The organism is Boudabousia tangfeifanii (genome assembly GCF_001856685.1).
Lineage (GTDB): Bacteria > Actinomycetota > Actinomycetes > Actinomycetales > Actinomycetaceae > Boudabousia > Boudabousia tangfeifanii.
In genome coordinates this window covers 1,956,941-1,983,054 of the sequence record NZ_CP017812.1, presented here as the reverse complement: position 1 = coordinate 1,983,054, position 26,114 = coordinate 1,956,941, and the positions used below count along the sequence as shown (strand labels likewise).

The 26,114-nt window shown below is 49.7% G+C and carries 25 protein-coding genes and 1 tRNA gene; 15 read left to right on the top strand and 11 right to left on the bottom strand.

Features of this window, described 5'->3' with window-relative positions:
- Positions 1-11 precede the first annotated feature (11 nt).
- From BK816_RS08125 to BK816_RS08095, 7 genes are all read left to right on the top strand, one after another.
- Positions 12-84: transfer RNA gene (locus BK816_RS08125), tRNA-Thr, on the top strand.
- A gap of 282 nt (positions 85-366) precedes the next feature.
- Complete coding sequence (locus tag BK816_RS08120; protein ID WP_156982021.1) at positions 367-1,431, top strand: hypothetical protein; 1,065 nt, start codon at positions 367-369, stop codon at positions 1,429-1,431.
- Positions 1,431-3,356, top strand: a complete 1,926-nt coding sequence (locus tag BK816_RS08115) for a DUF262 domain-containing protein (RefSeq protein WP_071164716.1) — start codon at positions 1,431-1,433, stop codon at positions 3,354-3,356. The genes BK816_RS08120 and BK816_RS08115 overlap by 1 nt, the downstream gene beginning before the upstream one ends.
- Positions 3,357-3,378: 22 nt before the next feature.
- Positions 3,379-4,188, top strand: coding sequence for a hypothetical protein (locus BK816_RS08110; RefSeq protein WP_071164715.1), 810 nt, complete (start codon positions 3,379-3,381; stop codon positions 4,186-4,188).
- 393 nt (positions 4,189-4,581) lie between these two features.
- A complete protein-coding gene (locus BK816_RS08105; protein WP_071164714.1) occupies positions 4,582-5,379 on the top strand; it encodes a CPBP family intramembrane glutamic endopeptidase in 798 nt (265 codons plus the stop codon).
- Positions 5,380-5,539: 160 nt separating this feature from the next.
- Positions 5,540-6,100, top strand: coding sequence for a LemA family protein (locus BK816_RS08100; RefSeq protein WP_071164713.1), 561 nt, complete (start codon positions 5,540-5,542; stop codon positions 6,098-6,100).
- A 7-nt stretch (positions 6,101-6,107) separates the two neighbouring features.
- Complete coding sequence (locus BK816_RS08095; protein WP_071164712.1) at positions 6,108-7,811, top strand: DUF2207 family protein; 1,704 nt, start codon at positions 6,108-6,110, stop codon at positions 7,809-7,811.
- Between the two features lie 82 nt (positions 7,812-7,893).
- Here BK816_RS08095 and BK816_RS08090 read toward each other — a convergent pair whose 3' ends face one another.
- Positions 7,894-8,601 (bottom strand): VIT1/CCC1 transporter family protein, encoded by a 708-nt coding sequence (locus BK816_RS08090; RefSeq protein WP_071164711.1) that lies wholly within the window; start codon positions 8,599-8,601, stop codon positions 7,894-7,896.
- Between the two features lie 249 nt (positions 8,602-8,850).
- Here BK816_RS08090 and BK816_RS08085 point away from each other — a divergent pair, with 249 nt between their 5' ends.
- Positions 8,851-9,309: a DIP1984 family protein gene (locus tag BK816_RS08085; protein ID WP_071164710.1), complete on the top strand. Its 459-nt coding sequence runs from the start codon at positions 8,851-8,853 to the stop codon at positions 9,307-9,309.
- A 232-nt stretch (positions 9,310-9,541) separates the two neighbouring features.
- Positions 9,542-11,545 (top strand): hypothetical protein, encoded by a 2,004-nt coding sequence (locus tag BK816_RS08080; protein ID WP_071164709.1) that lies wholly within the window; start codon positions 9,542-9,544, stop codon positions 11,543-11,545.
- A 110-nt stretch (positions 11,546-11,655) separates the two neighbouring features.
- Here the strand turns inward: BK816_RS08080 and BK816_RS08075 are convergent, their stop codons facing one another.
- Positions 11,656-12,750, bottom strand: coding sequence for a hypothetical protein (locus tag BK816_RS08075; protein WP_071164708.1), 1,095 nt, complete (start codon positions 12,748-12,750; stop codon positions 11,656-11,658).
- Positions 12,728-13,099 (bottom strand): PadR family transcriptional regulator, encoded by a 372-nt coding sequence (locus BK816_RS08070; RefSeq protein ID WP_071164707.1) that lies wholly within the window; start codon positions 13,097-13,099, stop codon positions 12,728-12,730. Before BK816_RS08070 ends, BK816_RS08075 begins: the two co-directional genes overlap by 23 nt.
- A 237-nt stretch (positions 13,100-13,336) precedes the next feature.
- Between BK816_RS08070 and BK816_RS08065 the strand changes: the two genes are divergently transcribed.
- Complete coding sequence (locus BK816_RS08065; protein ID WP_071164706.1) at positions 13,337-13,519, top strand: hypothetical protein; 183 nt, start codon at positions 13,337-13,339, stop codon at positions 13,517-13,519.
- A gap of 234 nt (positions 13,520-13,753) precedes the next feature.
- Positions 13,754-14,032 (top strand): metal-sensitive transcriptional regulator, encoded by a 279-nt coding sequence (locus BK816_RS08060; RefSeq protein WP_204377191.1) that lies wholly within the window; start codon positions 13,754-13,756, stop codon positions 14,030-14,032.
- A 56-nt stretch (positions 14,033-14,088) separates the two neighbouring features.
- On the opposite strand, the gene BK816_RS08055 is transcribed toward BK816_RS08060, so the two are convergent.
- Together BK816_RS08055 and hemG are read right to left on the bottom strand one after the other, a co-directional pair.
- Positions 14,089-14,574 carry a glutathione peroxidase gene (locus tag BK816_RS08055; RefSeq protein WP_071164705.1) on the bottom strand — a complete coding sequence of 162 codons (486 nt, stop codon included), beginning with the start codon at positions 14,572-14,574 and terminating at the stop codon, positions 14,089-14,091.
- A 204-nt stretch (positions 14,575-14,778) separates the two neighbouring features.
- Positions 14,779-16,191, bottom strand: a complete 1,413-nt coding sequence (hemG, locus tag BK816_RS08050) for a protoporphyrinogen oxidase (protein ID WP_204377190.1) — start codon at positions 16,189-16,191, stop codon at positions 14,779-14,781.
- 516 nt (positions 16,192-16,707) lie between these two features.
- Here hemG and BK816_RS08045 point away from each other — a divergent pair.
- Both BK816_RS08045 and BK816_RS08040 read left to right on the top strand, forming a co-directional pair.
- Complete coding sequence (locus BK816_RS08045) at positions 16,708-17,391, top strand: SDR family oxidoreductase (protein ID WP_170299679.1); 684 nt, start codon at positions 16,708-16,710, stop codon at positions 17,389-17,391.
- Between the two features lie 116 nt (positions 17,392-17,507).
- The gene (locus BK816_RS08040; RefSeq protein ID WP_071164704.1) at positions 17,508-18,038 is read left to right on the top strand and encodes a GNAT family N-acetyltransferase; all 531 of its coding nucleotides are present in this window, start codon (positions 17,508-17,510) and stop codon (positions 18,036-18,038) included.
- 47 nt (positions 18,039-18,085) lie between these two features.
- On the opposite strand, the gene BK816_RS09195 is transcribed toward BK816_RS08040, so the two are convergent.
- The 3 genes from BK816_RS09195 to BK816_RS08030 are packed head-to-tail and all read right to left on the bottom strand — an operon-like array spanning position 18,086 to position 21,740.
- Entirely contained in the window at positions 18,086-19,558 is a 1,473-nt protein-coding gene (locus BK816_RS09195; protein WP_156982019.1) for a multicopper oxidase domain-containing protein, read from the bottom strand.
- A complete protein-coding gene (locus tag BK816_RS09190) occupies positions 19,555-20,763 on the bottom strand; it encodes a hypothetical protein (RefSeq protein WP_083379177.1) in 1,209 nt (402 codons plus the stop codon). Before BK816_RS09190 ends, BK816_RS09195 begins: the two co-directional genes overlap by 4 nt.
- Positions 20,760-21,740: a hypothetical protein gene (locus BK816_RS08030; protein ID WP_204377189.1), complete on the bottom strand. Its 981-nt coding sequence runs from the start codon at positions 21,738-21,740 to the stop codon at positions 20,760-20,762. Before BK816_RS08030 ends, BK816_RS09190 begins: the two co-directional genes overlap by 4 nt.
- On the opposite strand from BK816_RS08030, the gene BK816_RS09565 reads away from it, so the two are divergent.
- Together BK816_RS09565 and BK816_RS08025 are read left to right on the top strand one after the other, a co-directional pair.
- Positions 21,739-22,053 (top strand): hypothetical protein, encoded by a 315-nt coding sequence (locus BK816_RS09565; protein ID WP_204377188.1) that lies wholly within the window; start codon positions 21,739-21,741, stop codon positions 22,051-22,053. The two genes, BK816_RS08030 and BK816_RS09565, sit on opposite strands and share 2 nt — an antisense overlap.
- Positions 22,054-22,137: 84 nt before the next feature.
- The gene (locus BK816_RS08025; RefSeq protein WP_156982018.1) at positions 22,138-23,553 is read left to right on the top strand and encodes a glycoside hydrolase family protein; all 1,416 of its coding nucleotides are present in this window, start codon (positions 22,138-22,140) and stop codon (positions 23,551-23,553) included.
- 24 nt (positions 23,554-23,577) lie between these two features.
- Here BK816_RS08025 and BK816_RS08020 read toward each other — a convergent pair whose 3' ends face one another.
- The 3 genes from BK816_RS08020 to BK816_RS08010 all read right to left on the bottom strand — a co-directional run bounded on the left by BK816_RS08020 (position 23,578) and on the right by BK816_RS08010 (position 25,953).
- Positions 23,578-24,624 carry a YeiH family protein gene (locus tag BK816_RS08020; RefSeq protein WP_071164701.1) on the bottom strand — a complete coding sequence of 349 codons (1,047 nt, stop codon included), beginning with the start codon at positions 24,622-24,624 and terminating at the stop codon, positions 23,578-23,580.
- A gap of 110 nt (positions 24,625-24,734) precedes the next feature.
- A complete protein-coding gene (gene ahpD, locus BK816_RS08015) occupies positions 24,735-25,265 on the bottom strand; it encodes an alkylhydroperoxidase, AhpD family (RefSeq protein ID WP_071164700.1) in 531 nt (176 codons plus the stop codon).
- Positions 25,266-25,371: 106 nt separating this feature from the next.
- Positions 25,372-25,953: a peroxiredoxin gene (locus tag BK816_RS08010; RefSeq protein WP_071164699.1), complete on the bottom strand. Its 582-nt coding sequence runs from the start codon at positions 25,951-25,953 to the stop codon at positions 25,372-25,374.
- Between the last annotated feature and the right edge of the window lie 161 nt (positions 25,954-26,114).

The window sequence follows — 26,114 nt, the reverse complement described above, 5'->3', positions numbered from 1 at the left end:
TGAAAAGACTTGCCAACTTAGCTCAGTCGGTAGAGCAGCTCCCTCGTAAAGAGCAGGTCGCGGGTTCGATTCCCGCAGTTGGCTCAGATGACCCCGTGTTTTCGTTGAAAATAATTTACTATGACTTCCTTAATAAAGTGTTTTGGTACTGAGTGATTCTTATTGTAAAGGTCAAGAATTATTGCAAGTCTTTACGCGTTCAGTGGACAAATTATTTAGGCATAAGTTGAAGGATTTAGTTGCGTTTTGAAGTAGCTTGCGGTTGATACTCGTTGTTCTATATAAAATATTCCCTAGTATCATAAGTCGTCGTAAGGTTATTGCAGAATAAAATACTTTTATTGAAATATGCATTATTATTTCGGTATGTGGGAAATGCTGAAAAATATCGAAAAAGATAAAAGAACCTGGTTTACGGTTAGTTTGCTCTCGCTAGTGGTCGTTATCGTGTTTATCATATGGTTAGCATGTATATCAGACAATTTTTTGAAGAGTATCCTTCAGAGCTTAATTTCGATTGTTCCAGCATATTTCATAGCGTTTGCAATTCATTTTTTAACTGTTGCAAGTAGCTATGAGTCAGAACGTGTATTAAAGGAATCTCAGAAATTACTCGAGTCTCAGCGTGGTTTAGTTGCGATGCAGGTTGGGCAAGTTCTGCGAGAACAAGTTAAGTCTGCGCAAGATAAGGATGAAATTCTGGCAATTCTTCGTGAGTCGAGAGTGTTATTTCCAATTACTAACGAGAGTAACGAGAAAGTTAGTAGTGCAACTGAGTTGTTGCTGACTGAATTTCGAAGGAATCCATTGGTTCCTCTTCCCACAGTAGGAATGTTTGATAACCCGTTGTCGGTGAACTATTCGCCGGATGCTGAATCATTTAATGAGCTGTACAAAGCTGATTTCGGTGACGAAAAAGTAATAAAGAAAAATGCTGTAGAACAATATTTTCTTACTTTTTCAAGTTCAAATGCAGAGATTGACCTTAAGGAATTGAACGGATTTTTAGAGTTACTAATTCATAGGGAACAGAAGTCCCAAAATAATTCATTTACCATATATCGTAATACGCATTATTTACTGGAGTATTTGTGGAACCATAAAATCGGCGACGTTCCGATTCGCAATAAACTTGAGGGGAATGTCGGGTATTTTATTGATGTCCTAGTATGCAAGCATCAGGAATCTAAAAGATCAGAAAAAGACTCTGAGACGTATTGGGAAAAATTAAACTGTTTTGTCATCAAAGATCTTCTGGGTGATAAAGGTGAGTTTAAGAAAGAAGCTATCGATTTTTTGGACAAGATCGATAAAAACTTGCAAAATCAGATAAAGGGAATTATTCTCGATAGAGAACTATTCAAGATGTATGACGATGAGGACGCTTCGAAGTTGTTAAGTGTCTTTAGGAACAAAAATGGAGTGGACTGATGAATGTTACTACAACTTCAGCACGAGGTCTTTTTAATAATTTCAGATTTGTATTTCCACTTTATCAGCGTGAATACTCTTGGGAGCCAGAAGATGTAGATGACTTTCTATCAAGTATTAACCTAATTATAGATCGTTCTAAACATTCTGAACGTCGTGGTGACTATCAACGTCTTATGGGAGCTATTGTTCTAGCATCAGTGGAGAATTCAGATAATTCGAATGGGGTGTTGGAGTTTAATAATGAGGACGAACACTCTGATAGTGATCATCGGATGGAAGTATCCATTATAGATGGCCAACAGCGTTTGACAACTATCATGATGATCGCTAGTTGTCTCGCTAAAAAAGCAGCTGAGTTAAAGCGTTTTTTGGTTGCTCGTGACATAATTAATCCCTATATTTCGAAAGTAGATAGTAGGGCTGAAGAAATCGTGTGGAGTGTGCGGTTCTCAAATGTAGGGGCAAATAATTGGTGGTATGGCCATATTTCCTCTGAATTTGGTAAATATAGAAACGATATTGAGTTGCCAGAATATGAATCTATTGAAAGCGATAGTTTTACTGGGCCTGGCTATGTGACATCTTCAATTGAAAAAATGAAGAAGGCAATTTCCGCTGTGGATAATTACTTCAAGAATAATGTTTTTGATGATGATGATAGTGAGCTGACAATGTCACGGATCAAAGACTGGCTTGGGGCTTTACGATATAGCATCAGGTTTATTCTTTGGGAAGAGAAAGATGCCGCAGATGCCTTTGAAATCTTTGAAGCGCTCAATAGTAAGGGACAGCAGTTAACAACAGTTGATTTGCTGAAGATGTTAACTGTTGGAACTGCGCACAAAACCGAGCAAGAACAGGTGTACAATGAATGGAATAATTTTATTATAGCGATAAATGGTTTGGGGATCAGAGATTCGCAAATTGAGACTTTTATTCGTCATATTTTCATTTCAAAGCATGGTCCAGTATCTGGTAAAGAGGTTTACTTCAAATTTAAGGAAATATATTTCAATAACTCGCGTGATAAAAAAACGCGAGAGCGTTTCATTGACTTGCTTAATGCGAGTTTAGATGTGTATGAGTTTATGTGGATAAAAGGTGCGGATGCGAGTTTAGTTCAAAAAGCACTTTCTTGGCTGGTTAGTGATGGAGAGCAGGGTGCTGAAGGGGGTTCCAAAGATGAGTCGCATGTTGAGTATGCGAGAATTGTCTTAGGCGCCTGTTTGCGTACTTTAGATGAACAAGTTGGACTTAGGATTTTGCGTCCTTTATTTCTTTGTTTGGCGCGAAATATTTCGCCGGAGACCGATCCAAGCGCAGTGAAAAATGTGGTTATGTCCGCTATTGGAGTTTATCTAAGGATTGTTTTCAAGCTGGCGAAAGGTTCAAGTGAATCTAATGTGGTTGAGATAGCAGTTGGAAATCTGTGTAAGGAGATTTCCGACAAATCGGTCATTAATTTTGCTACCTCACAACATTTAACTAGCATGAGATTGCATGAAGTGGATCCTAAGGAAGTTTTAAATGAGCTTCGAGGTAGTAACGTTTATAACGTTGGCGTTTTAAATTTATTGCTGAGATCGGTAGCGTTTAAAACGATCTTCCCTCCATTTGAAGGAAACGCAATTCGGGTTTGGCAGTATGGCTTGGAGGACGCTAGTTGGTCTGCTTTTTCTAGTAGACCTTCTTATGACCCAAGTTTGGATTTCTTAGGGAATAACGTTTTGTATTATGGAATTCGACGTCCTCGTAATACGCGTTCCTTTGAGGACGTCAAGATCCATTACCCTGAGGGTATTGTTGACGATACCGTCGTTAGTTTTATTGTCCAGAACGATGAGTGGAATGATGATGCCATTGCTAAACTAAGTGATTATTATGTTAATGAAATAACTCAGGTTTGGTCAAAATGGTTTTAAATTGATAAATAGCGAGTAAATAATGACTGACAAGAAAATAGTTTGTGTTATAGGGCCTGATCTGCTGCTCTATGCTTTGTATGCGCATTCTGCGTATGTCGATTCTGCTCACTTGAATTTCGGAGAGTACGTTTCCCGAATGACCAGAATGATTCAGGAAATCGAAGGAAAAAAGGGCGATAAGATTCAAGTTAGCAATGGCGTGATATCTTCGTCTTGGGCGCTTGCGCGTCGGGATTATTTAGATTTGCTCGCATACCCTGCGAATCGTCTTTTGGCTCAAATTCGTTTAAATTTCGATAAATTTATTCTGCAATTTGATGAAATAAATAATTCTTTCAGAAGAAACTTAGAATCTGATAATGCTGATTCGGCTACTGGGTTTTTTGACAATAAAGATTTAGAAGATATTACTTCTATCAATCAGCAACTTTTTGAAATTAGTAATTCACTTGCTGCTTTTCAATCAAGGTTCTATTATTCGTTTGAGCGTTTTGAAGCACGTTTTCATGAATATTCGTCAGAAGCGCAGATTCGTTACTTTAAGGGCAATAGGGAATCAGGATACAAGATTTCTAAGTTGTTAGATTCATATGACCCGAGTGGGGATGATCTGTTTAATTTATTTATCACAGAATCTACTGAATTTGCGTTAGATGTGTTAGGGCAATCTGCAGGTAACACTAAGGTAGGAGTTTTGCAGCTGTATTTTTTGACGCAGCGGCCTACTGTTTTGGCTCAGAAACTCGCGCGATATGAGGATTTTTTTTATAAGAAGCTAGGGAATCCTCCAAAATTTTTTGATGCTGAGCTCTTAGGTTTAAAGATTTAGGTTTCGTACCTGAAACAATTACTAGTAGAGTGATTTCTTTGTGACACCTAAAGGTTGGTGTATTTCGGGGTGTTTGTTGACCTATAGGTGCTTGGAATGTATGCGAGAGCTTTATCCTTTCAATACTGTTTGGGGCGGAATTTTAATACTTTTAATCTATGTTAATTTTCTGTGTTCCCATTCATCGTGTTTTGTTATTCGGCTTGTTTTGTCTGCACTCTAAATGTGCTTATTGCGCGTTTCCCTAAAATGTTGTGTTGTGAACTTATTTTGATTTGTTGACGCTGCTCAGACTTGATCTTTGATTGTAGCGTTCTAATGTGTTTTTAATAAATATAGTTGCTGTTCGCACAAGCTAGCCTAACGCTGTTGAGATAGGTTATCATTAGCGCCATGATTTCACTCCCAGCACGTAGATTTTCTTCCCCAATTTTGGTGGCTTTGCTTTGCGCCTTGGTAGTTATTGGCACGCTAGCACTTTCCGCCTTGGCTCTTTCCAAACCCTTACCTTATACGGCAACTAACGCCTTGAGTTTGCTGATTACTTTAGCCGTGACGATCGTGGTTATGTGGCAAACTGGCACTCTTTCCCTGCTAGGTTTTAGTACCCGTGGCTTCTCTGCCTTTTGGACTCTTGGGTGGCCGATGCTTTTGATGGCGACGGTCGTGGCCACATTAGCACTAGTTTTCTCCGGTCCTGCAACTGTCCCCACAATTCCAGTTTCGGCACTCTGGTTCATTTTGGGAGTAGCATTAACCGCCACCTTCGAAGAAGCGCTTTTTCGAGGAACAGTTCTCCCCCTCCTGCTTACTTCCAAACAATCGACTATCGGTGCGGTTATCACTAGTGCCGTGATTTTCAGCGTCTCGCACCTACTAGCCCTTTTGGGCGGAGGAAATATTGCCGTGGTCGGAACCCTCACCCAGGTTTTCTACACCTTCTGCATGGGAGTTCTTTTGGCGGCAATCATGTTAACCACCCAGAATTTGTGGGTCACCATTTCGCTTCATTTCGTCTATAACGTCCTCGGCGATCTTGGCACGCTAACCGAGGGTGTCCCCCAAGCGTCCACTGCGCCAGCAGACATGTCCCTTCCGGTGGTAGTAATCCTCGTTATTCTGGCGATCCCGATGTTGCTAGTAGGTTTACGCACACTGAAAAGCTACCCCAAGGTTAGGAGCCCTCGGTAAAAAAACAAGGCTAGAGTCGATCGAAGCGCGGGACACTACACTCTGAAAAATGAGACCTGCAAAACACTTTTCGTCGGTTCTGTCTGGGATTTGCGATATAATTCGGTTCAGAATGCCAAAGTTGGTCCACCGGCGACTAACGAACTGAAAGGGGCTGGTAATGTCCGCATTAGCTATCATTGGGATCGTATTTTTGGTACTTGTGATCCTATTGGGCGTCTTCTTGATTGTTTCTTACAACAGTTTCGTCAACTCCCGCGAATTGGTGAAAAACGCTAAGAGTCAGATCGCGGTACAGATGGAAACTCGTTGGGATGCTTTGACTTCGCTGATCAGCGCCACTAAGAAGTACTCCGAGCATGAAAGTAAGGTTTTGCACGACACCGTTCAGCAGCGTACCGGTGTCAACAAGGACTCGGCAGTTTCTGAACTTGAAAAGGACGAGAGCACCTTCACTAGCGCTTTCAACCGCCTTCTCGCTGTGGCAGAAAACTACCCGGATTTGAAAGCCAGCGAAGTTTACAAGGAAACCATGCGTCAGCTTGGCGAGTACGAAGAAAACATTCGGATGGCCCGCATGGTATTCAACGACACCACCACCAAGTACAACCGCAAGGTGCTGGTCTTCCCAATGTCGATCGTGGCAGCCATGTTTGGTTTCCGCGAACTACCTTACTTCCAGATTTCCGAAGGCAAGTCCAGTTCGCCTAGCTGGGACTGATTCCTTTATGGCTAAAAAACTCAGCGTAGCTCTTTTAGCTTTCCTTTTAATCTTGCTCCCAGTGAGCGGGATGGTTTCTTCTGCCCAAGCAACCGAACTAGTTTCCCTCACCATCAATTTGGATATTGACGAGGACGGTAATGGTCACTTCGAACAAGTGTGGGAGACGAACGATAACAGGGGTACCGAAAAGTACATTGTGATCGATAACCTCAAACCAACCATGAAACTTACCGAGTTTGAGGTTTACGAGTTCGACAAGAAGTTTGAAGAATTACCCGATTGGGATGTTAATGCCAGCCTTGACGAGAAGGCGTTTAAAAGTGGCATCAACTATAACGGGACAGCTCAAGAGCTCTGCTGGGGGATTGGTAGCTACGGTAAACACAAGTTCACCGTCAAATACACCATTTCCAATGTGATTGAAAAACTAGACGATGCCCAAGTGCTTAACTGGCAGTTCGTCAACCCCGACCTTTCTGAACCACCGCAGAATCTCAAAATCAATATCACTTCCAAAAAGTTCGCTGCCGGTATTGTGCAGGAAGTTAATACCTTTGGTTTCAAAGGCGACTTCAAAGTCACCCCCACAAATATTTCGGTACAATCAACCGGTGATTTTGGCCCGAAAAACTATGTGGTGGTGCTAGCCAAGATAGCCCCTGACACCTATAATACTGAAACTCAGGTGTTCAAGACTTACCAACAAGTTCGCGCTACCTCTTTCGAGGGAGTCCAAAAAGAGAAGTGGAAAAAGATTCTCTGGATCGCCCTGTTCGTTGGTCTTGGAACTGTTTCAGTAGTTGCAGTTGTTTTGGCGATTGCTATGCCGCTTAGCCGACGCCGTGTCAGAAATAAGTATTTGAAATCAGCTAGCGGTTACGGGGGCAGTAGCTACTCGAAACCACCTGAATTTAACATTCCAAAGATGTACCAACTCTTGGAACTGGGTAACAAGTCCATGTCTAAGGAGTTTCGAGCAAACCTACTCAGTGCCTACATTATGCGCTGGATCTTAGATAAACGAGTAACACCAGTAGATGATGGCAGTACCATTTTCGGCAAGCAAAAGTACGCCATCAGAATTATTGACAAAAACGATGACCCCTTCCTTGATGATGCTGAAAGAATGATCTTTTCAATGCTGATTCATGCTGCCGGAGATAATAATGTTGTCGAGGCTGGGGAACTAAAATCTTACTTCCAAACAACTTCAGGCAATCTGAGCTGGCAATCGTTTACCAACCACATTGAAAACCGCGGTAAGCATTTACTAGCCGATAACGGGTGGTCAGAAGAAGCAAGAGGGCGCTCGCTATTAGTTCCCTTTAAGGAACTCCGATTAACCAGTGCTGGGGTTGAAGAACTCTCGAAGGTTATGGGGTTCAGGTACTACCTCGAAACCTTTACCATCGTGGATGAGCGGGAAATGCAAGAAGTTGTCTTGTGGAAGTACTACCTGATCTATGCCACCCTTTTCGGCTGTGCCGATCGTGTCTATGAACAGCTCAAACGCCTTGTCCCCAACATTAAGAGTGTGCTTGCTGAAAGTGAAAATATCACTAGCATCGCAACCAACCTAGGCGATTCGGGCTACTCGGGTATCACCTCTGGATCTTTCGACGGCGGTGGCGGCTCTGGTGGTGGCGGCAGCTTCTCCGGTGGCGGTGGTGGCTCTAGCGGTGGCGGCTCCGGTGGTGGCACCCGCTAAACCAGCCTAAATAAGCGCCGACTAACCTATCCTAGCCGAGCGGCCATAGCTTAAAACTTCTGTTGGAATCTGTATTTCTGATTTATAGCGCCCCGAACAAGGCACCAGCACCATAGGTGATAGCTAAGCCGAGGCCGCCACCAAGAACCAGTCGCACCACCGCGCGCACCGGATCGGTCTCCGAAAGTTTCGCCGAAATAAAACCAGTCAAAGCCAAAGTCGCCAAAGTAACCACAATTACGTACCAAGCCTGACCGGTCAAAGGAGCCAAAAGTGCCGTCAAAAGAGGCAGCGCCGCCCCCAAGGTGAAAGCTAAAGCAGAAGAACCAGCCGCCGCCCAAGGGTTCGTCAAATCCTCCCCGTCAATGCCCAACTCCAAGCGAAGGTGCACCGGCAAAGGGTCGCCCGCCTCAATCTCGTTAACCGCAGTCTCTGCCGTTTCGGGGCTCATGCCGTAGGAGCAAAGAATAGTTTTTAACTCCTCGTGCTCATGCTCCACCAAATTTTCTAGTTCCCAAGATTCCTTTTGGATCAGGAACTTTTCCGTATCACGCTGAGCCGACACCGAAACATATTCACCCAAAGCCATGGAGACCGCGCCCGCCACCAAGGAAGCCAAACCAGCCGTCAGGATCGTCGCCGACTGAGCGTGCGCACCAATCATGCCCAAAAGCAAAGCCGCAACCGAAACAATGCCATCATTAGCGCCGAGGACGCCCGCGCGTAGCCAATTCAGCTTCGAGGCATGATCCTCACGATGTGCTTCCTGTGGGTGGGTACCGCTAGCCATGGGAAACTCCTTCAAAATCGGGTGAAGGCGGACCAAAAGTGGGGGAGCGCCCTCGGGAAATAATGTGACCATTATGCCGACAAAGCTAGGAAATAAAGCCAAAAAGTGGGTTTTTGTGGGCAGATTAGCCAGCAAAAGCAAGGAATAGGTAACCTTGCTACCAAAAACTGCCGGCAATGCGCTAGGGTAGAAGTAACTCGTGGGTGTAAGCCCGCAAAGCTCATCGGAAAATCCCGGGAGGAAAAAACAATGAAGTTAGCAGAAGCTTTAGCTAAACGAGCCGACGTTCAGACCCGAATGGTAAAACTCCAGCCACGCACTTCCAATATGATGCAGGTGCAGGAAGGGGAAAAGCCAGAAGAAGACCCCAAGGAACTCTTGGCCGAATATGACCGCTTGCTCGCCGAAATGACCACCCTAGTAATGCGAATCAACCGCACCAACGTGGCTACCAAGTTTGATGACGAGCACACTATCGCCGATGCAATCGCCCTGCGAGATGCTGCCAAGAAGGAACACAACTTCTACCAGCAGATGGCAGATGCCGCCTCGGCACGGCAAAACCGCTACTCGGCCTCGGAAATCAAATACGTGCCCACCTACTCGGTAACAAAACTCCGCAAAAAAGCAGACGAGGCCGCCAAACGATACCGAGAACTTGACACCAAGATTCAAGGCCTGAACTGGAACACCGACCTGCTTGACTAAACGGCACTAATAAACGTTAGTCGGTAGCTAGTTTGCGTGGACGTCACCTAAGCAACGCTTAGATCCGGCAGCCTTAAGGGGAAAAGGCATAGGAGGTTCAAATCCTCCCTTACGGTTTATCCCCGAGATAGGGTACAAGGGTAGAGAGCTAAAAGCGTTATTGCTGACAATTTACTACCAGACGTCACAGACCAGCGAGGGTGGGCTCGGGGACCTAACGAAAGTAAAAACCATGGATGAGCAGAATACCAAGGTTTCTGAATCAGAAAATAATTATGGAAACAATTGCAGCCGCGATGGGAAAACTGGTGAATGGGAGTACGCTTCAGCGGTAATTATGATGCAAATTCCTGATTGTATGGAAATGCTGAAGCCTGACTGGAAACTCCTTTGTCCTGAGCCATATCAAGCTGATGATTGGATCCATAGGGTAATAAGACAAGACTCCATTGACAGGAAGCTTCCAGAGCCTGATGTTTTTAATCGTCATCACTGTAGCCCTTTCGAACCTGGCTATCGTAAGGATGGGTACTCATATCGTGATCAACGTCCTTTACCTGCAAACGTTGCAAAAGTAGAAACAGGAAGTAATGAAGCACCGCCTAATGTGCTTGCGAAACACAGCGCATGGTTTCGAAAATCTGCAATGCATAAAGCAATGTACCTTAAAGAAATTCGACTTGATCTGAGTGAGTTAAGGAAAGCAAAAGAAAAGTCTGGACATTTTGCAAACTGGGGTGAGGTAGAGATCCAGTACGAGGAAGATAGTACTGGTTCTTTTAAGACAAAACGATTTACAGATCCGATTGAGCTACTTGCCTATGAAGGAGTTCAGGTGATGCGGATTGAGATGAGAGCTTTTGGCGGAAAACCTATCGAAGAAATTAGATCGAATGATACTAGCACATGGAATCGCTCGAACCTAAATTTTGGTCCAGATGACGATAAGTTTGTTTGTGTCCATCTTCAGCTACCAACCAATGATGTTTTTAGGGTTATTTCAGCGGTGCGTAGGCCTTTAGATTTAATCAATAAAAATTTTCCACCAGATTTGCAAGCTAATCGTAACTTAGACCGAATAAGGTGTGCACTTTTTTCGGTTTTACAAACAGCTCTTCGATCTTTTGGATTTGAGAACTTAAATTTAAATAACGGGGCATACCTACATATAGCTGGGTCAAAAAATAACTCGATAGTAGAACATTTGTCGACTCAGCTAATGTATGCCATAACTCTTCTTGCTGGTGATGATTACCCTGAGCCACCAGCATCATTTAAACGTTTGTATCCTCAACTTGATAAAGGCGAGTTGTGGGCGCTTGCGGCTGAAGAAGCTGATGTTTTCTCTAATGAACTAGACATGTTGCGAGCTGACAACAGGCGTAAAGAGAAAGAGCAATTGAGACTTGGACATGGCTATGCTCGATTTAGTCTTGATTCTGTTTCATATGTTATGACTACATCGGGGCCCAAGCCGGGGGAAGACCTCAAATACAATCAGGGGCGTGAAGTGGCTTTTGCCGCAAACTCTTTAGTGTTAGCGCACACGCGCTTTGCTGATTTACAAATGCTAGCTAGACGACAATCAGTTGCACTTGAACGTATTAGTATCGAACTTTCTGAGGCTGCAGTAGATTTGGCTAGTACTTTAGAGGCTAACCAAAATGGAACAAAATCTGAAGAAAAACTCAAAGAGAGTCTAAAGCAGTACCGGAAACTTCAGGAAGATTTCGCAAAGTTTAGAGCAAACCTATGGTTTACTTCGTTGCCGAAGCATCCAACTGGTGAGGTGTTCCTTCACCGATTACAAGAAATTGCGCGGATTCACGAAAGAATGCGAGATGTCCAAGAGGAAGAAGAAAGTACTGCAAATATTCTTCGCTTGGAAGATAGCCGTCTACGTGAAGAGCAACGCGAGGTCGAAAACGAAGAGATAAAGCGAGCAGAGAACTGGAGAAATAACTTAGAAACAATTGCTGCTATAGCTTTTCCAGCGACTCTCGTTTATACCATTACTGGCGGCTTAAAGTTCACAGAAGATCTAGATATAAATCTATGGTGGAGCATTTTTAACTATGCTTTCCCGATCCTTCTAACACTAGTGATTACCTTCGCTGTATTGCATTGGCTAGCGAAAGGTCGAGGAATAACAGCAAAAGAAATGGTGCGAAAGCTGAGCAAAAATGAAGGACAGGAATATATAGAGCCGAGCATGCGCTCAAAGCCAAGAAAATAGCCTACGTTTAGTTTCTTAAAGCATGGTTTCTAGCAAGAGACTAGCTGGATTATTGTTGAATGATGTAGGAATGTGTCGTGATAACGAAATACCAAAGGATCCACTATTTTTCAGTCGCGCGGCATGAAGCGGCGGTCGGCGTTAATCAGCGACCACGCCCAGGTCAGCCCCAAAACCAGCACGAAAGCCAGCAACAGCAGCAATGGCCAGCTAAACCCGTAAGCGCCTAGGATCTTCCAAAGGGCGACCGCGCCAGCTAGCATGACGCCCAAGCCGAGGAGGAAACCGCGCCTAGTTCGTGCCTCAATCGACGACTTTAAAAACGTCGGGTGAGTCAACAGAATCTCGCGGAGGAAAGCATCCGGAACCCCAAGCTCTAGGCTCGGTTTGGGCTGGTTTTCGCTGGCGGCCTCGGCCTCGGCCAGCACCTTCGCGCGATCCGAGGACGGTAAACCGTACTTCCAGCGAGAAAGCCCCCGAATGCGCGCTAGCCAGTGCTCTCGGCTTAAGTTCTCGAGCTTGTCGAGGACGTTGCGTGATGAATCGGCGCCGCGGCGAATCAAGAAAACCGCCGTCAAGACACCCGCGATTGGGATTGCGATGAGGTAAGAGCCGTTAAAATGCCAAACCGGTTCGCTAGTCCAAGAAGTGTGGACCTGCTTCAAACCGAACAGGGCAAGAGCCACGCCACCCAAAGCAGCCAGCCAAGTCACGGTTTGTGCTGGGCGTCCCCAAGTGAAACTTTGGAAAAAGCGCATCAGGAAAAATAGCACCGAACCATATAGCGGAATCGCGAACAAGGTGGTTAAAGGGAACCCCGCTGGATCGTGCAAACTATTGTAAGCCGTGCCCACAGCCAGTAACAAAGACCAAACTATGAGAGTATTTCGGTCATACATGGGGAACTGCTGTGCCCACGAACGATTGGTGCCATAAAGCTCCTCGCAGTCGCTCTGGGCCGCTAAGAGGGGAGAACCAAACATTTCCTTCGCGCTTTGCGCCGGAGCACCTGCAGCCTCCTCACTACGGGCAAGGTTCAAACTTGCCACTCGCAGATCCACCAGGCGGGTTACGCCCTCGGTGTCTAGCGGAATCAGCTTCGCCAACTCAGCCCAATATTTGCTAATCCAACGCTGGTCCGCAGAACTCAAATTCTGTACTTTTCGGGGCAATGCCTGTTGCTTATGCTTCTTTTGCTTGCTCACTGTCGCCTCCTTGAGTAATGAGCTGGTCCAGGTTTGTGGCGAAGATCCGCCACTGGGATTGCAAATCACGCAAATGTGATTCTCCTAGCTCGGTGAGCGAAAAAATCTTGCGTCCAGGGCCACTTGGGCCATGCTCCCAAGTGGAAGCTAGGAACCCGTCTGCTTCCAAACGAGTCAAAATTGGATATAAAGTTCCGCCCTTAATCTGCCCGAGGCCGGCCTGCGCCAAAGCCGTCGAAATGGCGTAACCATAAGACGGACCGCTAGCTAAAACCGCTAAAACCGCCAAGGACGTCATGCCTCGCAGCCACTCAGTCGGAAAAGAAACGGATGGTTGTTGCTTACCCATAACTAGATTTTATCAAAACCTAGTTAGATTATCCATCTAGGTTGTTTTTAGGAGTGGGGACGCTTACTTTTCGTTGCGGTTGCAGTCTTATTGAGAATCATTACCTCTTGCGCTTATACCCTAGGGGGTATATGTTGTTAGTGGTTATTGACCAAGGCAAAATAAATCTTCACCAGTTTGGAAAGTTGCCTTCGGTTGGTAAGTAGCAAAGTGTAAGCGCAAACTAGGAGATCTAATATGTGCCGTCCGGTAACTTGCAAGAAGTGTGGTAAGACCACTTGGGCTGGCTGTGGCCAGCATGTTGACCAGGTTTTTAAGAATGTGCCGGTCAGCCAGCGTTGCACCTGCGACAAGGATGCTAAGAAAAACGGTGAGAGCAGCCAGAATGGTGGCCTCTTCTCCCGTCTCTTTGGACGTTGAGATAAACCCTTAAAAAGGGGAATCGATAGCTTCCGGTTAACTGGTGTTCCTGAACTACTGTGCGGGTAAATAAAGTAGGGGACCGTAACCGGAAAGTCGGAAGGGAACCAACGTGCGGGTTGCCTCCAAGCCGATAAATGGGCTGGGCTCGCGAGCAATCGTGAGCCCAGTCTTATTTCTACTAACAAGACTGTGCGGTTTCAGTATCCGCTTGAGTTTAGGTGGTAGAACTTGATGGAAAGAAACGAAATGAACTTAGATCCGCAAGAAGTTAAGCCAGCCTTGATGCGGCTCAAACGGGCAAACGGTCAACTCCAAGCGGTTATTCGCATGATCGAAGAAGGCCGCTCTTGTGAAGAAGTTGTCACCCAGATCGCCGCGGTCGGAAAAGCAGTTGACCGGGCCGGATACGCGATCGTTGCCCAGAGCATGCGTGAATGTTTAAAGGCCGACCCTAGCGGTCAAACCTTGGATGAGGAAAAGCTCGAAAAAATGTTCCTCTCGCTCAGCTGAGCCTAGTTTCGGGGGCATTGAGGCAGCTAGCCTGTCCCCGGCAAAGTCGCTTGACTCTAGTTTTGCGGCAGCAGCTTTTCGATTTGTTCGCCGAGCGATTCCGGTTTAGTGGTTGGAGCGAAACGATCCACCACTTCCCCTTGCGGATCGATGAGGAACTTGGTGAAGTTCCATTTAATTTTATTGCCGAGGACGCCGCCCTTTTGCTCACGCAACCACTGCCAGAGCGGGTGGGCCCCATCGCCATTAACTTCCACCTTGGCGAACATTTGGAAACTAACGCCATAATTTATGCTGCAAAATTCCGAGATTTCTTCAGCTTCACCAGGTTCTTGGTTGCCAAACTGATTACAAGGGAAACCTAAAACTGCTAGGCCCCGATCCGCATATTTTTCATGCAACTCCTGCAAGCCCGCCAACTGAGGAGTGAAACCGCACTTGCTTGCCGTGTTAACCACTAGCACCACTTTGCCCCGAAAATTTTCCATGGGAATCTCTTCGCCGGCCAAGGTCTTTGCTGAAAAATCATAAAAAGTCGTCATCTACTCATCCTAACAAGCAAGGTACCTCTTGTGGTCTTAGGGGTGATGCGCCCTGCGGTAAGCGCAACGAAAAGCCTGGGGGTTTGGGTGGGACGAAGTGGTATCCCTGCTGGTTGAGCCGCAAGACTACTCCCAAAATGTGCGATGGGTTGTGGCATGTTTGCGGGGGTGAGCCAACTCTGCGTAACGTGTCGCGGGCTGGGGTTAGTTAACTGCTAGCATCGCCCCGATTTGGCTGCCTTGGGTGATGCGGTGTGCAAGGCCAATCCCGTCACGGATCGCACCAGCCAAAATCAGTCCCGGATAATCGTATTCTAACTGGCTAATCCGCTCAAGCCTTTGTTCGGTGCTAGCTTCGTACTGGGCGATCGCTTTCGGGTAGCGAGCCACTTCCACCAAGTCAGGCGATACCCCTTGGGGTATCTGCAACATGTTTTCAACTTCCCGACGGGCCAAGGCCACCAGTTCGTCCTCGGCCAGTGACAAAAGTTTCTGCCCACGACGCATCCCGCCCACAAACACGGTAAACAGAGCGGAATCGGGGTGTGGAGTGCGGCCGGCAAAACAAGATGAGGGGAAGAGGATTCCCAGCACGTCACGGTTTTCCTCGCTCGGGACGAGGCCGCCAAAGGCCTTCCGATTCACGCTCGGTAAGTGGTCATAGCCGAAAACCACCTCTGCCACGGGCGCGTAACGCAAGGACTCAATCGGCGCCAACTTGCCTGTCAGGTCAGGGAAAATCGGGGCTAACAGGTCAGCGCGCACCGTGGAAACAACCGTTTGGGCTATGAGCTCTTGCGCCTGTCCTTGGTGGGTGAAAGACACCTGCCACTGATGTGGGGCCAACATTTTCGCGCTCACGTTTTGTACACCAGTCAGGATTTTTCCGTGGGGCTGAAGTGCTGTTTCGAGGGCGTCGACCAGGGCCGTGAGACCGCCCTCGGCACTAAAAACCTGTTTGGTGGCTTTGCGATCCCGGTCGGTCTTGGGGGTGCGCATTTTAGCGATCGAGCCGCGAATGAAAGAGCCGTGATTCGCCTCTAAATTATAGAGTTTCGGCAGGGCAAAACGAGTCACCAGTCGGTACGGGTCGCCCGCGTAAATCCCGCCAATGAACGGGTCTACCGCGTTGCGCACGAACGACTTTCCTAGTCGGCGGGCCGCGAGCTCCCCCACGGTCTCGTTTGGGTTCGTGCCGCGTTTACGCCAAGGCTCGCCCAGCACTCGCAACTTGTCGCGGAAAGTAAAGAGGGGAGTGGTGGCCGCCGAAAGCAACCCGGAAGGAAGTGGGCGAAAACGATCCTGCTGCCAAATCCAGCGTGCCTTCGCCGTCTCATTCGCCACCTCTAGGCGGGCCGAGGACGCAAACTCAAACAGTTCAGCCACCTCCGGAGTAGAAACCGTGCCCGTGTTTGGGCCCACCTCAAAGGTGTAGCCCTGGCGTTTAATCGTGCGAATCTGGCCGCCCAAACGATCGGCCGCCTCCAAAATGACGAAAGGTTTCCCGCGTCGGGCCAAACCCGCAGCCACCGACAGGCCGGTGATTCCACCGCCGATAATTACCACCGGCAGGGTGGACTCGGTCGAACCGTTAGTTGCTTCTTGGCTGTTTGGCACGATGGAAACCTTTCGTGATCGCAAGTATCAGTGGTTGCTACAACTTCAATAGGAACGCCGAGGGGCGCATAGCGGACAAAAGAAAAGCCACCGGAATGCAAGTTCGATTTCGCGAAAACTTACAAACCGATGTCTCTCTTTTGAAATATCTATTGCTCTTGGCGTTTGGTGGTGGCCATTGAGTGCCGGACAAGTCAGACACTCAAATCATCCAGACACAGTATAGGTTAGATTGTGACGAAAATGCAAGAAATGCCAGAAAGTTGTGTTTTGGTTCGCGTTGCCATCGTTTCCATAGCCATTGGGTTTGGGCAGTTTTGTTGGGGATGGTTGGTTGGTCAGGTGTGGGATAACGGGTTGGTCAGGTGTGGGGTGGCCGAGGAAGGTCGGGCAAGTGGCCAAGATTGGGTCGATGCGGATAGGTGGGTGCCAAGACAGTCTGGCGGCTGTGGCCGAGGAAGGTCGGCATGTCAGGTGTGGGCTGTTAGAATCGGGGAAAGTAGCAAAGGAGCAATCATGGATAAACCGGTGGCATTAATAACTGGCGCTAGTGCTGGGATCGGGCGGGCTATCGCCCTCGAGTTGGCCGAAAAATATCGGCTGATTTTGGTGGCGCGCCATGAGGAGCCACTCGCTGAACTTGCGGCAGAGCTACCGGATGCCACCTACCTGTTAGCAGATCTAACCGATAAGTCTTCAGTGGAGAAGCTAGCAGGCGAGGTGCCTCAGCTTGATGTGTTGATCAACAATGCGGGGATGGAGGCAATGCAAAATGTGGACGAACTCGACTGGGAAACCTGGCAGCAGGTACTCACCTTGAACGTAATCGCCCCTGCAGAACTTTCGCGTTTGTTCTTGCCAAAATTACAGGCCTCCCACGGGCAAATCGTGATGATCAATTCGGGTGCGGGAAGATTCTCGGGCCCCGGCATGGGCGCTTACGCGGCCAGCAAGCACGCCCTCGACGCTTACACCAAAGCTCTGCGGGCCGAGCTACGACCCGACGTGCGAGTAATCGCCGTGCACCCCGGGCGAGTAGACACCCCCATGCAACAACGCATGTTCGAAAACGCGGGGAAAACCTATCAAGCGACGGATCATCTGCGACCAGAAAGCATTGCCACCGCAGTCGCCTACGCCCTTAGCGCCACCAAAGACGCTTGCGTGGAAGAAGTGCACGTCAGACCCCAACAGGGCTGACGGTAAGCTCAAAAGTTAGTGTTGATGGCTGTGTTCGAGGGTGGGCGTGCCTAGCGGCCAGTTGCCACCGCAGTCGCGTCAACCAGACCGTGGGAAAGAAAAGTGCAGGGAACAGAATGGGTGCTAAGCTAAAACTAATTGAACCTAGCCAGGAATGGGCAGACCGGATCATCGAATACCGTCAGGAATTCTTGGCGGATGGAAGCGAACTAGCCGGAACTGGCTCTTTAGCTCGCTTTGAGAACATTGACGAGTGGTTCGCCAAAGTCGTCGCCTATTCGCGACCTGAAACCTGCCCACCAAACCTAGTGCCCGCCACTCAGTTCCTGCTGGTGGATGAAACAAAACACCAGCTAATCGGGATGCTGCAACTACGACATTGCCTCAACGACTTCTTGGCAATCTATGGGGGACATATCGGCTACTCGGTCCGCCCTTCCCAAAGGCGACAAGGATACGCCACCAAAATGCTGGCACTAGCCTTAGAAGCCGCCAAAGAACGAGGTCTCAAACGAGTGCTCATCACCTGCCTCGAAGACAACGAAGGCAGCAGAAAAGTCATCCAGAATAACGGTGGCTGTTATGAATCCACCGCCCACGAGCCAAACGAAAACCTCAACCTTGAACGCTACTGGATTGACCTCTAAAACGGACGAGTGCCCACTTGCTAGTAAGGCTTGATTGCGTTCGTTCCCTAATCGGTAACGACGATTTGGCCCTTTTCACCCTTTTCGGCGTGTGCCATCGCGTGAGTGACGAAAGTATAGTGCCCGGGCTGCGGGAAGGTCATTTCCACAAAACCGCCCTCGGCTGGCGCCAAAGGCAAGACCTGCGAACCATTGCCCTCATGCCCAAAAGCATCCTTGCCGTCCTTTAGCCGCCAAGCGCCCTCGGCATAAACCGTGTCGAACTGACCGCCAACCACATGGAAAGCGCTAGGCAAATTCGGACCAGCGTTCATCAACCAGATCCGCACCCGCTCGCCCTTCTTCACCTGCAGTGGGGCCTGATCGTAGCCAAAAGCCACCCCGTTAAAAGTCATGAAAGAGGGGTCAACTGCTTTCGCCCTCGTCACCGAAACCGGCTGTGCCACCGCCGCGCTCAAGGCTCGGTTCTGCAGGTAAATTTCGCTAGGTTCGAGGACGAACTCGTGGTCCACCGGCTGCAAATCTGGCGGATCAACAATCACTGCCCCGTGCATTCCCGCCGCAATATGGGCACTCATCGGGGCGGTCGAACAATGGTAAAGCCAAATCCCCGCACGCTCCGCCTTAAACACATACTTCAACGACTGACCGGGGGCGATCGTGCGCATCGGCTGATCAGGGGCAATATTGCCCGCATGGAAATCCAGCGAGTGCCCCATCGTACCCTCGTTAATCAAAGTCACCTCAAAAGTATCGCCCACTTTGCCACGCAAAATCGGGCCCCTAGGACCACCATTGAAAGTCCAACGCTGCTGCCACCAGCCCGGAGCCACCTGTAACGGCAGTTCCTGAGCGCGTAAAGTCACCTGGTGGATGGTGCCCGCAGGAGTGGTGGGCATCGGCGGTGCCACCGGATCCACCACCGGAGCCTTCGCCCCAGCAACTGGCAGCAAATCCCCTAAATCTTGGTCCGCGGAAGCATGTTGATGCATATGCCCTGGCATCTGGCTATTCATGTCAGCCGAGGGCGTCCCAGCTGCAGGGTCGCCGGCAGGAGCACTAGCAGCGGCCCCGGCCTCGGCCGAGACCTTCACCGCTAAAGTCATGCCAGCCTCTCGGTGCCCTGGGATCGTGCACCAACCCTCAGTATCTTTGGCAAAAGGACCCACCTCAATCGTTTGGGTTTCCCCAGGATTTAGACGCTTCGTCAACACCCCACCCAAAGACAGGTCATGGACCATGCCCTCGTCCTCATTCTTGAGGGTTAAACGCAAAGTAGCGCCCGCAGGCACCTGCAACTCGTTAGGAACAAAGTGCATCCCCTTGGCCACCACCGTCGCCTCGACTACCTTGGCGCCCTCGGTCGGGGAGGATGCTGTCGGCGCTTGGAGTGTAGTGGCCGAGTTGGTGGGTGCTGCGCCCTCGGAAAGCAAAGGACTTTGCGTCAAACCTAAGGCCAAGGCCAATAAGGTGACCATCACCCCGATAGCCAACATCAGCTGTGTGCTTTTCGATTTCATGCTTTTCCTTTCCAAAGAACAGCGCCCAAAGCCGTCAAATTAGCGGCCCCCACGCCCAAAAGTGGAGCCAAGAACCACCACGGAGAAACCGCCAAGGCACCCAGCCAAATCGCGACCAAGGCGGCGAGGGAAAGATTCCAAACGGTCAGACGAAAAACTCCTGCCGCATTTACAATTGCCAACATTTCTTTCGCCATTGCCGGGCCACGCGAACGAGTCGTCGGCAGCAAGTACGACAACGCTGCCCACACAAGCTGGGCCCCAAAACCAAGCCCCCAAACCAGCCCCAAACGCGGGTACTGCAATGAGAGAGCTTGGGTGTCAGTCGCCAGCGTCCACACCAAATATAAATAACCGAGGGCGAACCACACCAGCGAAATCAGTGCGCTAAGCGGAGCAAACTCACTCGGGGTTTTGGCGCGTAACGGGGCCACCAGACCGTACCCCCACCAGATCAGGCCAATGGCATAAATCGCCAAACCAGCCAGCAACACGGCCCGGGTCGTGTAGGCGCCCACGTTAATCACCAAAATGCCCCCAAGCAACCACCACCAGGCAGAAATGGTGTGCTGGGTTGACTTTGGATCCATTTGGGCGCGAAGCATCGTGGGCCAAAAAGTCAGTAAGGTGCCCAATACGGTGAATGCCACCCAACCTAGGATATTGGTTAAAGAGTGCCCCAAACGAAGGGATTCATCCATCCCATGCTGCAGACTTGCCTGCCACCACAAGGGAGCCTTGGGCTGTCCACCAATGGCTAGCCAAGTGCCCTGGGCTAAACCCCAAGGTAACAACAGGGCGGCCGTGGCATAGTAGCGCACTACAATCGGGAAACGACCCATTAAAGAACGACGGCGCACCCGAGTTAGTTCCCACGCTTGCCAAGCGGCCAAAATGGCCAAACCGGTAGCGCCCAAAGCCGTTGGCCAAGGCAGTGAATGCACCACTCCAGCCAGAACCAAAGTAGCCAGAATGGCCCAAGAGCCAGTTTTTATCTGCTGCCAACGAAGTGCCTTGTCGCGAATCGGAACCCGATTAAGGGTGTAAGTAAAATGTTCCGCCCAGTAAAGGATCGCCTGCGAGATCACTCCCAAGGCAGCCAAGTGCAAGATCAGCCAGCTAGAACCGCTTACCAGGACGGCCACCACCACCGCTACCAGCCAAGCCAGTACCAGCAGGTCCACCAAATAAGGTCTACGTTTCACTCGGAAAGTCCTTTCAACTGGGGCGAGTTCTGCCTAAAAGCAGCAGTTGTTCCACCGCTCGCAGCCGACGTTGAGCTCGGGGCGGCCTGGCGTCCTCGGCTAGCAAAAAGAACCACACTAACTGCCACCCCTAAGAAACCCAAAATGGCGAAAACTGAAAGAATCCCACCACTTTGGGTGAGCCAATACTGTTCCCCCAAAGTGCCCAATGCACGCAGCGCTAGCGCCATTTGCAGTAGACCGAAGGGAACCCACATGGCCTGATGATAGGGAAGCGGACGCCCCAAAACGGTCGGCAAAATGATGGGAGCGTGCGCGAAAATCAGGTTGAAAGCAAAACCAAGGAAGATAGCATGAACCTGTAAATCGTAGGGAGTGCCCGCCAACCAGGCTAGCCCACCAATCGCCAGCCAAAAATTGCCAGCCAGCAAGCAAGCGGCATTAAAACCGGGCAAACCGGGGCGGGCGGCAAACTTCCGGCCCACATCGCGCAAAAACAGCCACAATGCCAGTGCCGCACACGAAATCCCGAAAATGACTCCCCCCAGCCGAGGTGCTCCCACCGCCAAAGTGGCACCAACGGCCAAAATAGAGGCAAAGACAGTTAACTGCGGCCCCGCCTTTTCACCCAAATCAAGGGTCGCCAGCTCGGCACGTTCCGCGGCGATAGTAATAATGATCCAAGCGCCCAAAAGCGGCACAGTAGCCGAAAACGGGACCCACTCCCAAAGCCAAACCGCCAACACCAACAACCAAGCAGCAAGCGTGCTCGCAGCCACCAAAGTGGACTCACTTCGCCGCCACAAAAGCGCTAAAACTAGGGAAAAACCGAGCGTGCCCGCCAACAGTAGCCCCCGAGCCACCAGTGGGTACGGCAGAAGCTGGCCGAGGGCGCCCGCTGCTAACAGCAGCGGGGCAAAATAAGCCAAAGGTTGGCGTAAAGCCTGGGCGCGTTCCAAACACACTAAAGTTCCCATGAATCCAATTGTCATCAGTGGGCCATGTGCCTGCGCCAAAGTAAAAGAAGACACCGGAGCCCACAAAGAAAAGCGCAAAAGCCCAGCATCCAAGCCGCTCAGCAAAGAAAAAGCCGCAAAAAACATGATGCCCAAACGCCACCAAACCGGCCCCGAAGGATGCTTCGGTGCGGTTCTCAATAGAGCGTGCTTAGTTGGCTCTTTTGATGAGGCTAGGGAATCTGCAGGCATAGGTTCAATTATCCGATTAACCGCACTAAAAAGGGAAGAAGATGTGGGATATGTAGCAGAAAAACAAAATGACATGATGTGATTTAAGCCAATTTTACTGACTTTTGGTAAACTTGTAATGAAGGTTTACAGCCGCCCCATTTCAATGGAGAGGAGGGTGATGGTTGTGGCTAGTAACCACTTACTGTTCCTTGATACTTCATGGCTAGATTTCCAAGAAGTATCGAATTTGTGGTTGAAAGTCTTCCCCCTACGTAAGGATTTTGTGCATTCTCCTTTGTTCGGTGAGGACTACTTTGCGGACCCACCGAAAACGTGGCAACCACGAATTGATAATGGTTATCCCAATGTGGTTTATGACGAGCAAGAAAAGCTTTACCGCCTCTACTACACGGCTTTCGTTAAAGATGCGGCCTCGGAATCAACCCCTCTAGCTGGCCGCGAAGCGGATAACTACTATAAAGCTGGCCGCCAAGTCGCATTGTGCTACGCCGAGTCGGCGGATGGAATCGTGTGGGACCGCCCCAACTTGGGGATCTGTGAATTTGAAGGTTCGAAACATAACAATATTTTGTTGCTAGGTGCCCACGGCTCTGGTGTGCTATACGACCCGACAGATCCTGATCCGAATCGTAAGTACAAACTGATTTGTCGCTATGAAAGTGGAGAAGATGAATCGCAGGTTTCCGTAGCTTTCAGTGGTGACGGCATCCATTTCTCTGACCTTGTGCCCTGCCCAGATTTCAAATGGGAGGGGAATACCCATAATTTCCCAATGAGAGACGAGCAGAGCGGAAAATACTTCCTATTTACTCGCGACGTTATTAACGGCATGCGGGCGATTATTCGCCTAACATCCAAGGATTTCCTTCATTGGGAAGATAAGCATGTAGTCGCCTGTGGCATCAGCCCCGCCTCACAAGTCTATTCCATGCCCGTTTTCCCATACGGGGGCCTCTACTTCGGGCTGGCCTCCATTTACCATGAGGGGAACCGTGAATCCGAAAACTACGACTTAGTCGACCTATGCTTTGCTTTCGGCTCCAACCCCGACTATCTGACGGTGATTACCTCCCAGGACTGGATTAAGCATGGCCCTGGGAAATACCCTGCAGCCGCCTTCGATGCCGGTTGTATCTTCGCCGCACCGCCGATTCGGGTGGGAGAACGCGACTACGTCTACTATTTCGGCAGCAATGGGCAGCACTCTCAATTCCGCGAAACCTCTTTCGCGCGCGCCCAGATCGATTTAAAACGGATGGCCGCACTAGTGGCAGCAGACGAATCCCGACCCTTTGAAGTGCTGACCCTGCCCCTTGCGTTCACGGGTAATCAAGTTCGCTTGCTTTCCGAGGGCGCCCACCCGTCAATCAGGTACCGGCTATTGGATCCAAAAACGAAAGAACCAATTGTCGGATACGACTATGAGGATTGTTTGCCGATCACTCGCAGCGGCTGGCAAAACCTTAGTTTCCAAGGGCGGATGCAATCTCCCTGGCCAGAAAAAGCCCGAATCCAACTGGAAGTGGAAGAAAGTGCGCTCTTCGCCCTCGACGGTAGCGTCGAAAAAATCAGCCGCTAACTAGGTACCGGCACTCGCCCTCGGTCAAATCATTAAAAAGATGCCGCCGAGGGTTACTACCGTGGCCACGATGCCAGCAAAGGCACCCAAAGCCAAGGCTTTTAGGCCGGTAGTGGCCACCACTCGCAGGTTAACCCCAGCACCCATGGCAAACATGCCCATGGTTAAAAGGAACACCGAAACCTGGTTAGCTCCCGACAAAAACCAGCCGGGCAGATAGGTGCCAAAGAGGGAACGAATCACGACCATAATCAAAAAGCCCACCACGAAAAGCGGCACAATTGGCGGACGTTTAATCTCGGCGGCAGTCTTAGCCTGCTTCCACTTCATTTTGTTGGCGTGCAAAACCCCGACAATCGCCACCAACGGAGCCAACATGGCCACACGCCCCAACTTGGTCACCACCGCCACATCAAGCACGTCTGGTCCCATCAGACCGCCAGCGGCAACTACCTGACCGACCTCGTGAATCGAAGCACCCACCAACACCCCAGAGGCTAGCGTGTCAAGGCCCAAAGCGCGGGCTAACGCGGGAATCAGAACAATCGCCAAGGAGCCAAAAAGAGTCACCGAGGCGATCGCTGTGGCCGCCGCATCGTCCACATCTTCCGTGTCGTCATCAGTAAAAACTGCGCTCATCCCAGCCACTGCGGCCGCTCCACAAATCGCGGTACCAGTAGCAGTCAAAAGAGTGGTGGTCGGGCCGATCCGCATCCATTTGCCCAAGAAAATAGTCAGGACAAAAACGGCAGAGACGGTCAGCACGATCACCCCGATAACGCCCCACCCTAGCGAAATTACTGCGGGGATTGATAGTCGGAGCCCCAAAAGGACCACGCCGGCACGCAAAATTGTTTTCATGCACAGTTTGGCGCCAGGTTGCCAGGCTGCGGGCAAGCCCCCACCACGACGACCCACATTCGCTAAAAGCAGGCCAATGATCATGGCAAACAGTAGGGGAGAGACCAGTGGAACTAGCCAGTTTAAGGCGATGGAAACTAGTGCCACCACCAGTCCAACCAGGACGCCGGGTAGGACAGCAGAATTATTCTTTAAAGCTTTATTCGACACGTAATAACCCTACTCTCATTTGCCCACAAGATGAAGCGGCTAAACGAAAACGACAAAAGTTTGGGCCCGGAAAAACAAGTTTTCCGAGCCCAAACTAAGTAAAGCTAGATTCAGCCTAGGTTCTCCACGGTGGAGATAGCGTTAGCCACACCAGCGACGGTAGCGGCAATGCGAACGCCTTCCCAAATCTGTTCCTGGCTGAGGCCTTCGCCGCGCACGGTAGCTTCGTGGGCAGTAACGCACTTTTCGCAACCGTTGATGGCCGAAACCACCAAGGACCACAGTTCGAAGTCAACCTTGTCGACACCACCGGAGTTACCGATGATGTTCATGCGCAAGCCCATGCGCTCGTTGTCGTAAGAGCTGCCCAAGAAGTGACGGGTACGGTAAGCCACATTGTTCATGCTCATGATGGCAGCAGCACCTAAAGCGGCCGACTTAGCAGCGTCGGATAGGTGAGCCGAAGCGTCCTCGGAAATCTGCACTAGGACAGATTCGTTGCCACAAGCGGCGGCGGCAGCCAAGAAAGCGCCCCACTGCTGCTGTTCGGTCAACGAAGAGGAACGGGTTAGGGTGGATAGGTTCAAAGAAAGATCCTTGGCCCAGTCAGGCAAGGAAGAACGCAAGTTGTCGATGCTCATAATGATTTCTCCTAAAAAGTTTCTGTGTTCATGGGTTGGCCGAGGACGGAAGCCGCCCTCGGCCAACCTAGAGGTGAAAGTGGTTCACAGTTTTAGCGAGCTAAGCTCACTTAGCCATTTCGTTCAAAGCGTCGATGGTGGCGGCGCCGGCCTGCCAGTTGCATGCGCAAAGTTCATCGGACTGCAAAGCGTCGAGCTGACGAAGCACTTCTTCGGTGTTACGGCCGACGGAACCAGCGTCAACGGACACGAACTGGATGGTGTTGTTTGGGTCGACGATGAAGGTGGCGCGGTCGCAAACGCCTTCACGGTTTAGCACGCCAAGAGCGGTAACGAGTTCGCGGGTGAGGTCAGCAGCCATGGGGAAAGGCAAGTTCTGCAACTTTTCGTGGCTACGACGCCAAGCGTAGTGGGTGTATTCGTTATCGGTGGAGATGCCAACAACTTCACAGTCACGATCCTTGAAATCTTCGTAAAGATCACCGAAAGCGGAGATTTCGGTGGGGCAGACGAAAGTGAAGTCCTTTGGCCAGAAGAAGACCACGCGCCAAGTGCCAGCAGGTACTTCGCTGGAAACGGTGGTGAAGAAATCTTCCGGCTTGTCAGCTGCGACATCCTTCAAGTTGCCTGGGACAACTGCTGGTAGTTCGTATGCGGGGAACTGGTCACCAATGGTCAAAACAGCCACAATAGCTCCTTTAAGTTAGATTAACGGGAAGGTGAGACTTTAGTCCTCAAATTTCCCTTGTACCCTTCCACCGTAACCCGCCAGAGGTATTTATGCAAGGTCGGAATTGCGAAAAATGAAGGTTAGTGTTTGGGTTCACGTCTTGGTGTCCTGGCGGGCAA

Bases quoted from the DNA above. Each gene is read 5' to 3' on its own strand.
- BK816_RS08120 (WP_156982021.1), top strand. From the start codon at position 367: ATGTGGGAAATGCTGAAAAATATCGAAAAAGATAAAAGAACCTGGTTT.
- BK816_RS08115 (WP_071164716.1), top strand. From the start codon at position 1,431: ATGAATGTTACTACAACTTCAGCACGAGGTCTTTTTAATAATTTCAGA.
- BK816_RS08110 (WP_071164715.1), top strand. From the start codon at position 3,379: ATGACTGACAAGAAAATAGTTTGTGTTATAGGGCCTGATCTGCTGCTC.
- BK816_RS08105 (WP_071164714.1), top strand. From the start codon at position 4,582: ATGATTTCACTCCCAGCACGTAGATTTTCTTCCCCAATTTTGGTGGCT.
- BK816_RS08100 (WP_071164713.1), top strand. From the start codon at position 5,540: ATGTCCGCATTAGCTATCATTGGGATCGTATTTTTGGTACTTGTGATC.
- BK816_RS08095 (WP_071164712.1), top strand. From the start codon at position 6,108: ATGGCTAAAAAACTCAGCGTAGCTCTTTTAGCTTTCCTTTTAATCTTG.
- BK816_RS08090 (WP_071164711.1), bottom strand. From the start codon at position 8,601: ATGGCTAGCGGTACCCACCCACAGGAAGCACATCGTGAGGATCATGCC.
- BK816_RS08085 (WP_071164710.1), top strand. From the start codon at position 8,851: ATGAAGTTAGCAGAAGCTTTAGCTAAACGAGCCGACGTTCAGACCCGA.
- BK816_RS08080 (WP_071164709.1), top strand. From the start codon at position 9,542: ATGGATGAGCAGAATACCAAGGTTTCTGAATCAGAAAATAATTATGGA.
- BK816_RS08070 (WP_071164707.1), bottom strand. From the start codon at position 13,099: ATGGGTAAGCAACAACCATCCGTTTCTTTTCCGACTGAGTGGCTGCGA.
- BK816_RS08065 (WP_071164706.1), top strand. From the start codon at position 13,337: ATGTGCCGTCCGGTAACTTGCAAGAAGTGTGGTAAGACCACTTGGGCT.
- BK816_RS08060 (WP_204377191.1), top strand. From the start codon at position 13,754: ATGGAAAGAAACGAAATGAACTTAGATCCGCAAGAAGTTAAGCCAGCC.
- BK816_RS08055 (WP_071164705.1), bottom strand. From the start codon at position 14,574: ATGACGACTTTTTATGATTTTTCAGCAAAGACCTTGGCCGGCGAAGAG.
- BK816_RS08045 (WP_170299679.1), top strand. From the start codon at position 16,708: ATGGATAAACCGGTGGCATTAATAACTGGCGCTAGTGCTGGGATCGGG.
- BK816_RS08040 (WP_071164704.1), top strand. From the start codon at position 17,508: ATGGGTGCTAAGCTAAAACTAATTGAACCTAGCCAGGAATGGGCAGAC.
- BK816_RS09195 (WP_156982019.1), bottom strand. From the start codon at position 19,558: ATGAAATCGAAAAGCACACAGCTGATGTTGGCTATCGGGGTGATGGTC.
- BK816_RS09565 (WP_204377188.1), top strand. From the start codon at position 21,739: ATGAATCCAATTGTCATCAGTGGGCCATGTGCCTGCGCCAAAGTAAAA.
- BK816_RS08030 (WP_204377189.1), bottom strand. From the start codon at position 21,740: ATGGGAACTTTAGTGTGTTTGGAACGCGCCCAGGCTTTACGCCAACCT.
- ahpD (WP_071164700.1), bottom strand. From the start codon at position 25,265: ATGAGCATCGACAACTTGCGTTCTTCCTTGCCTGACTGGGCCAAGGAT.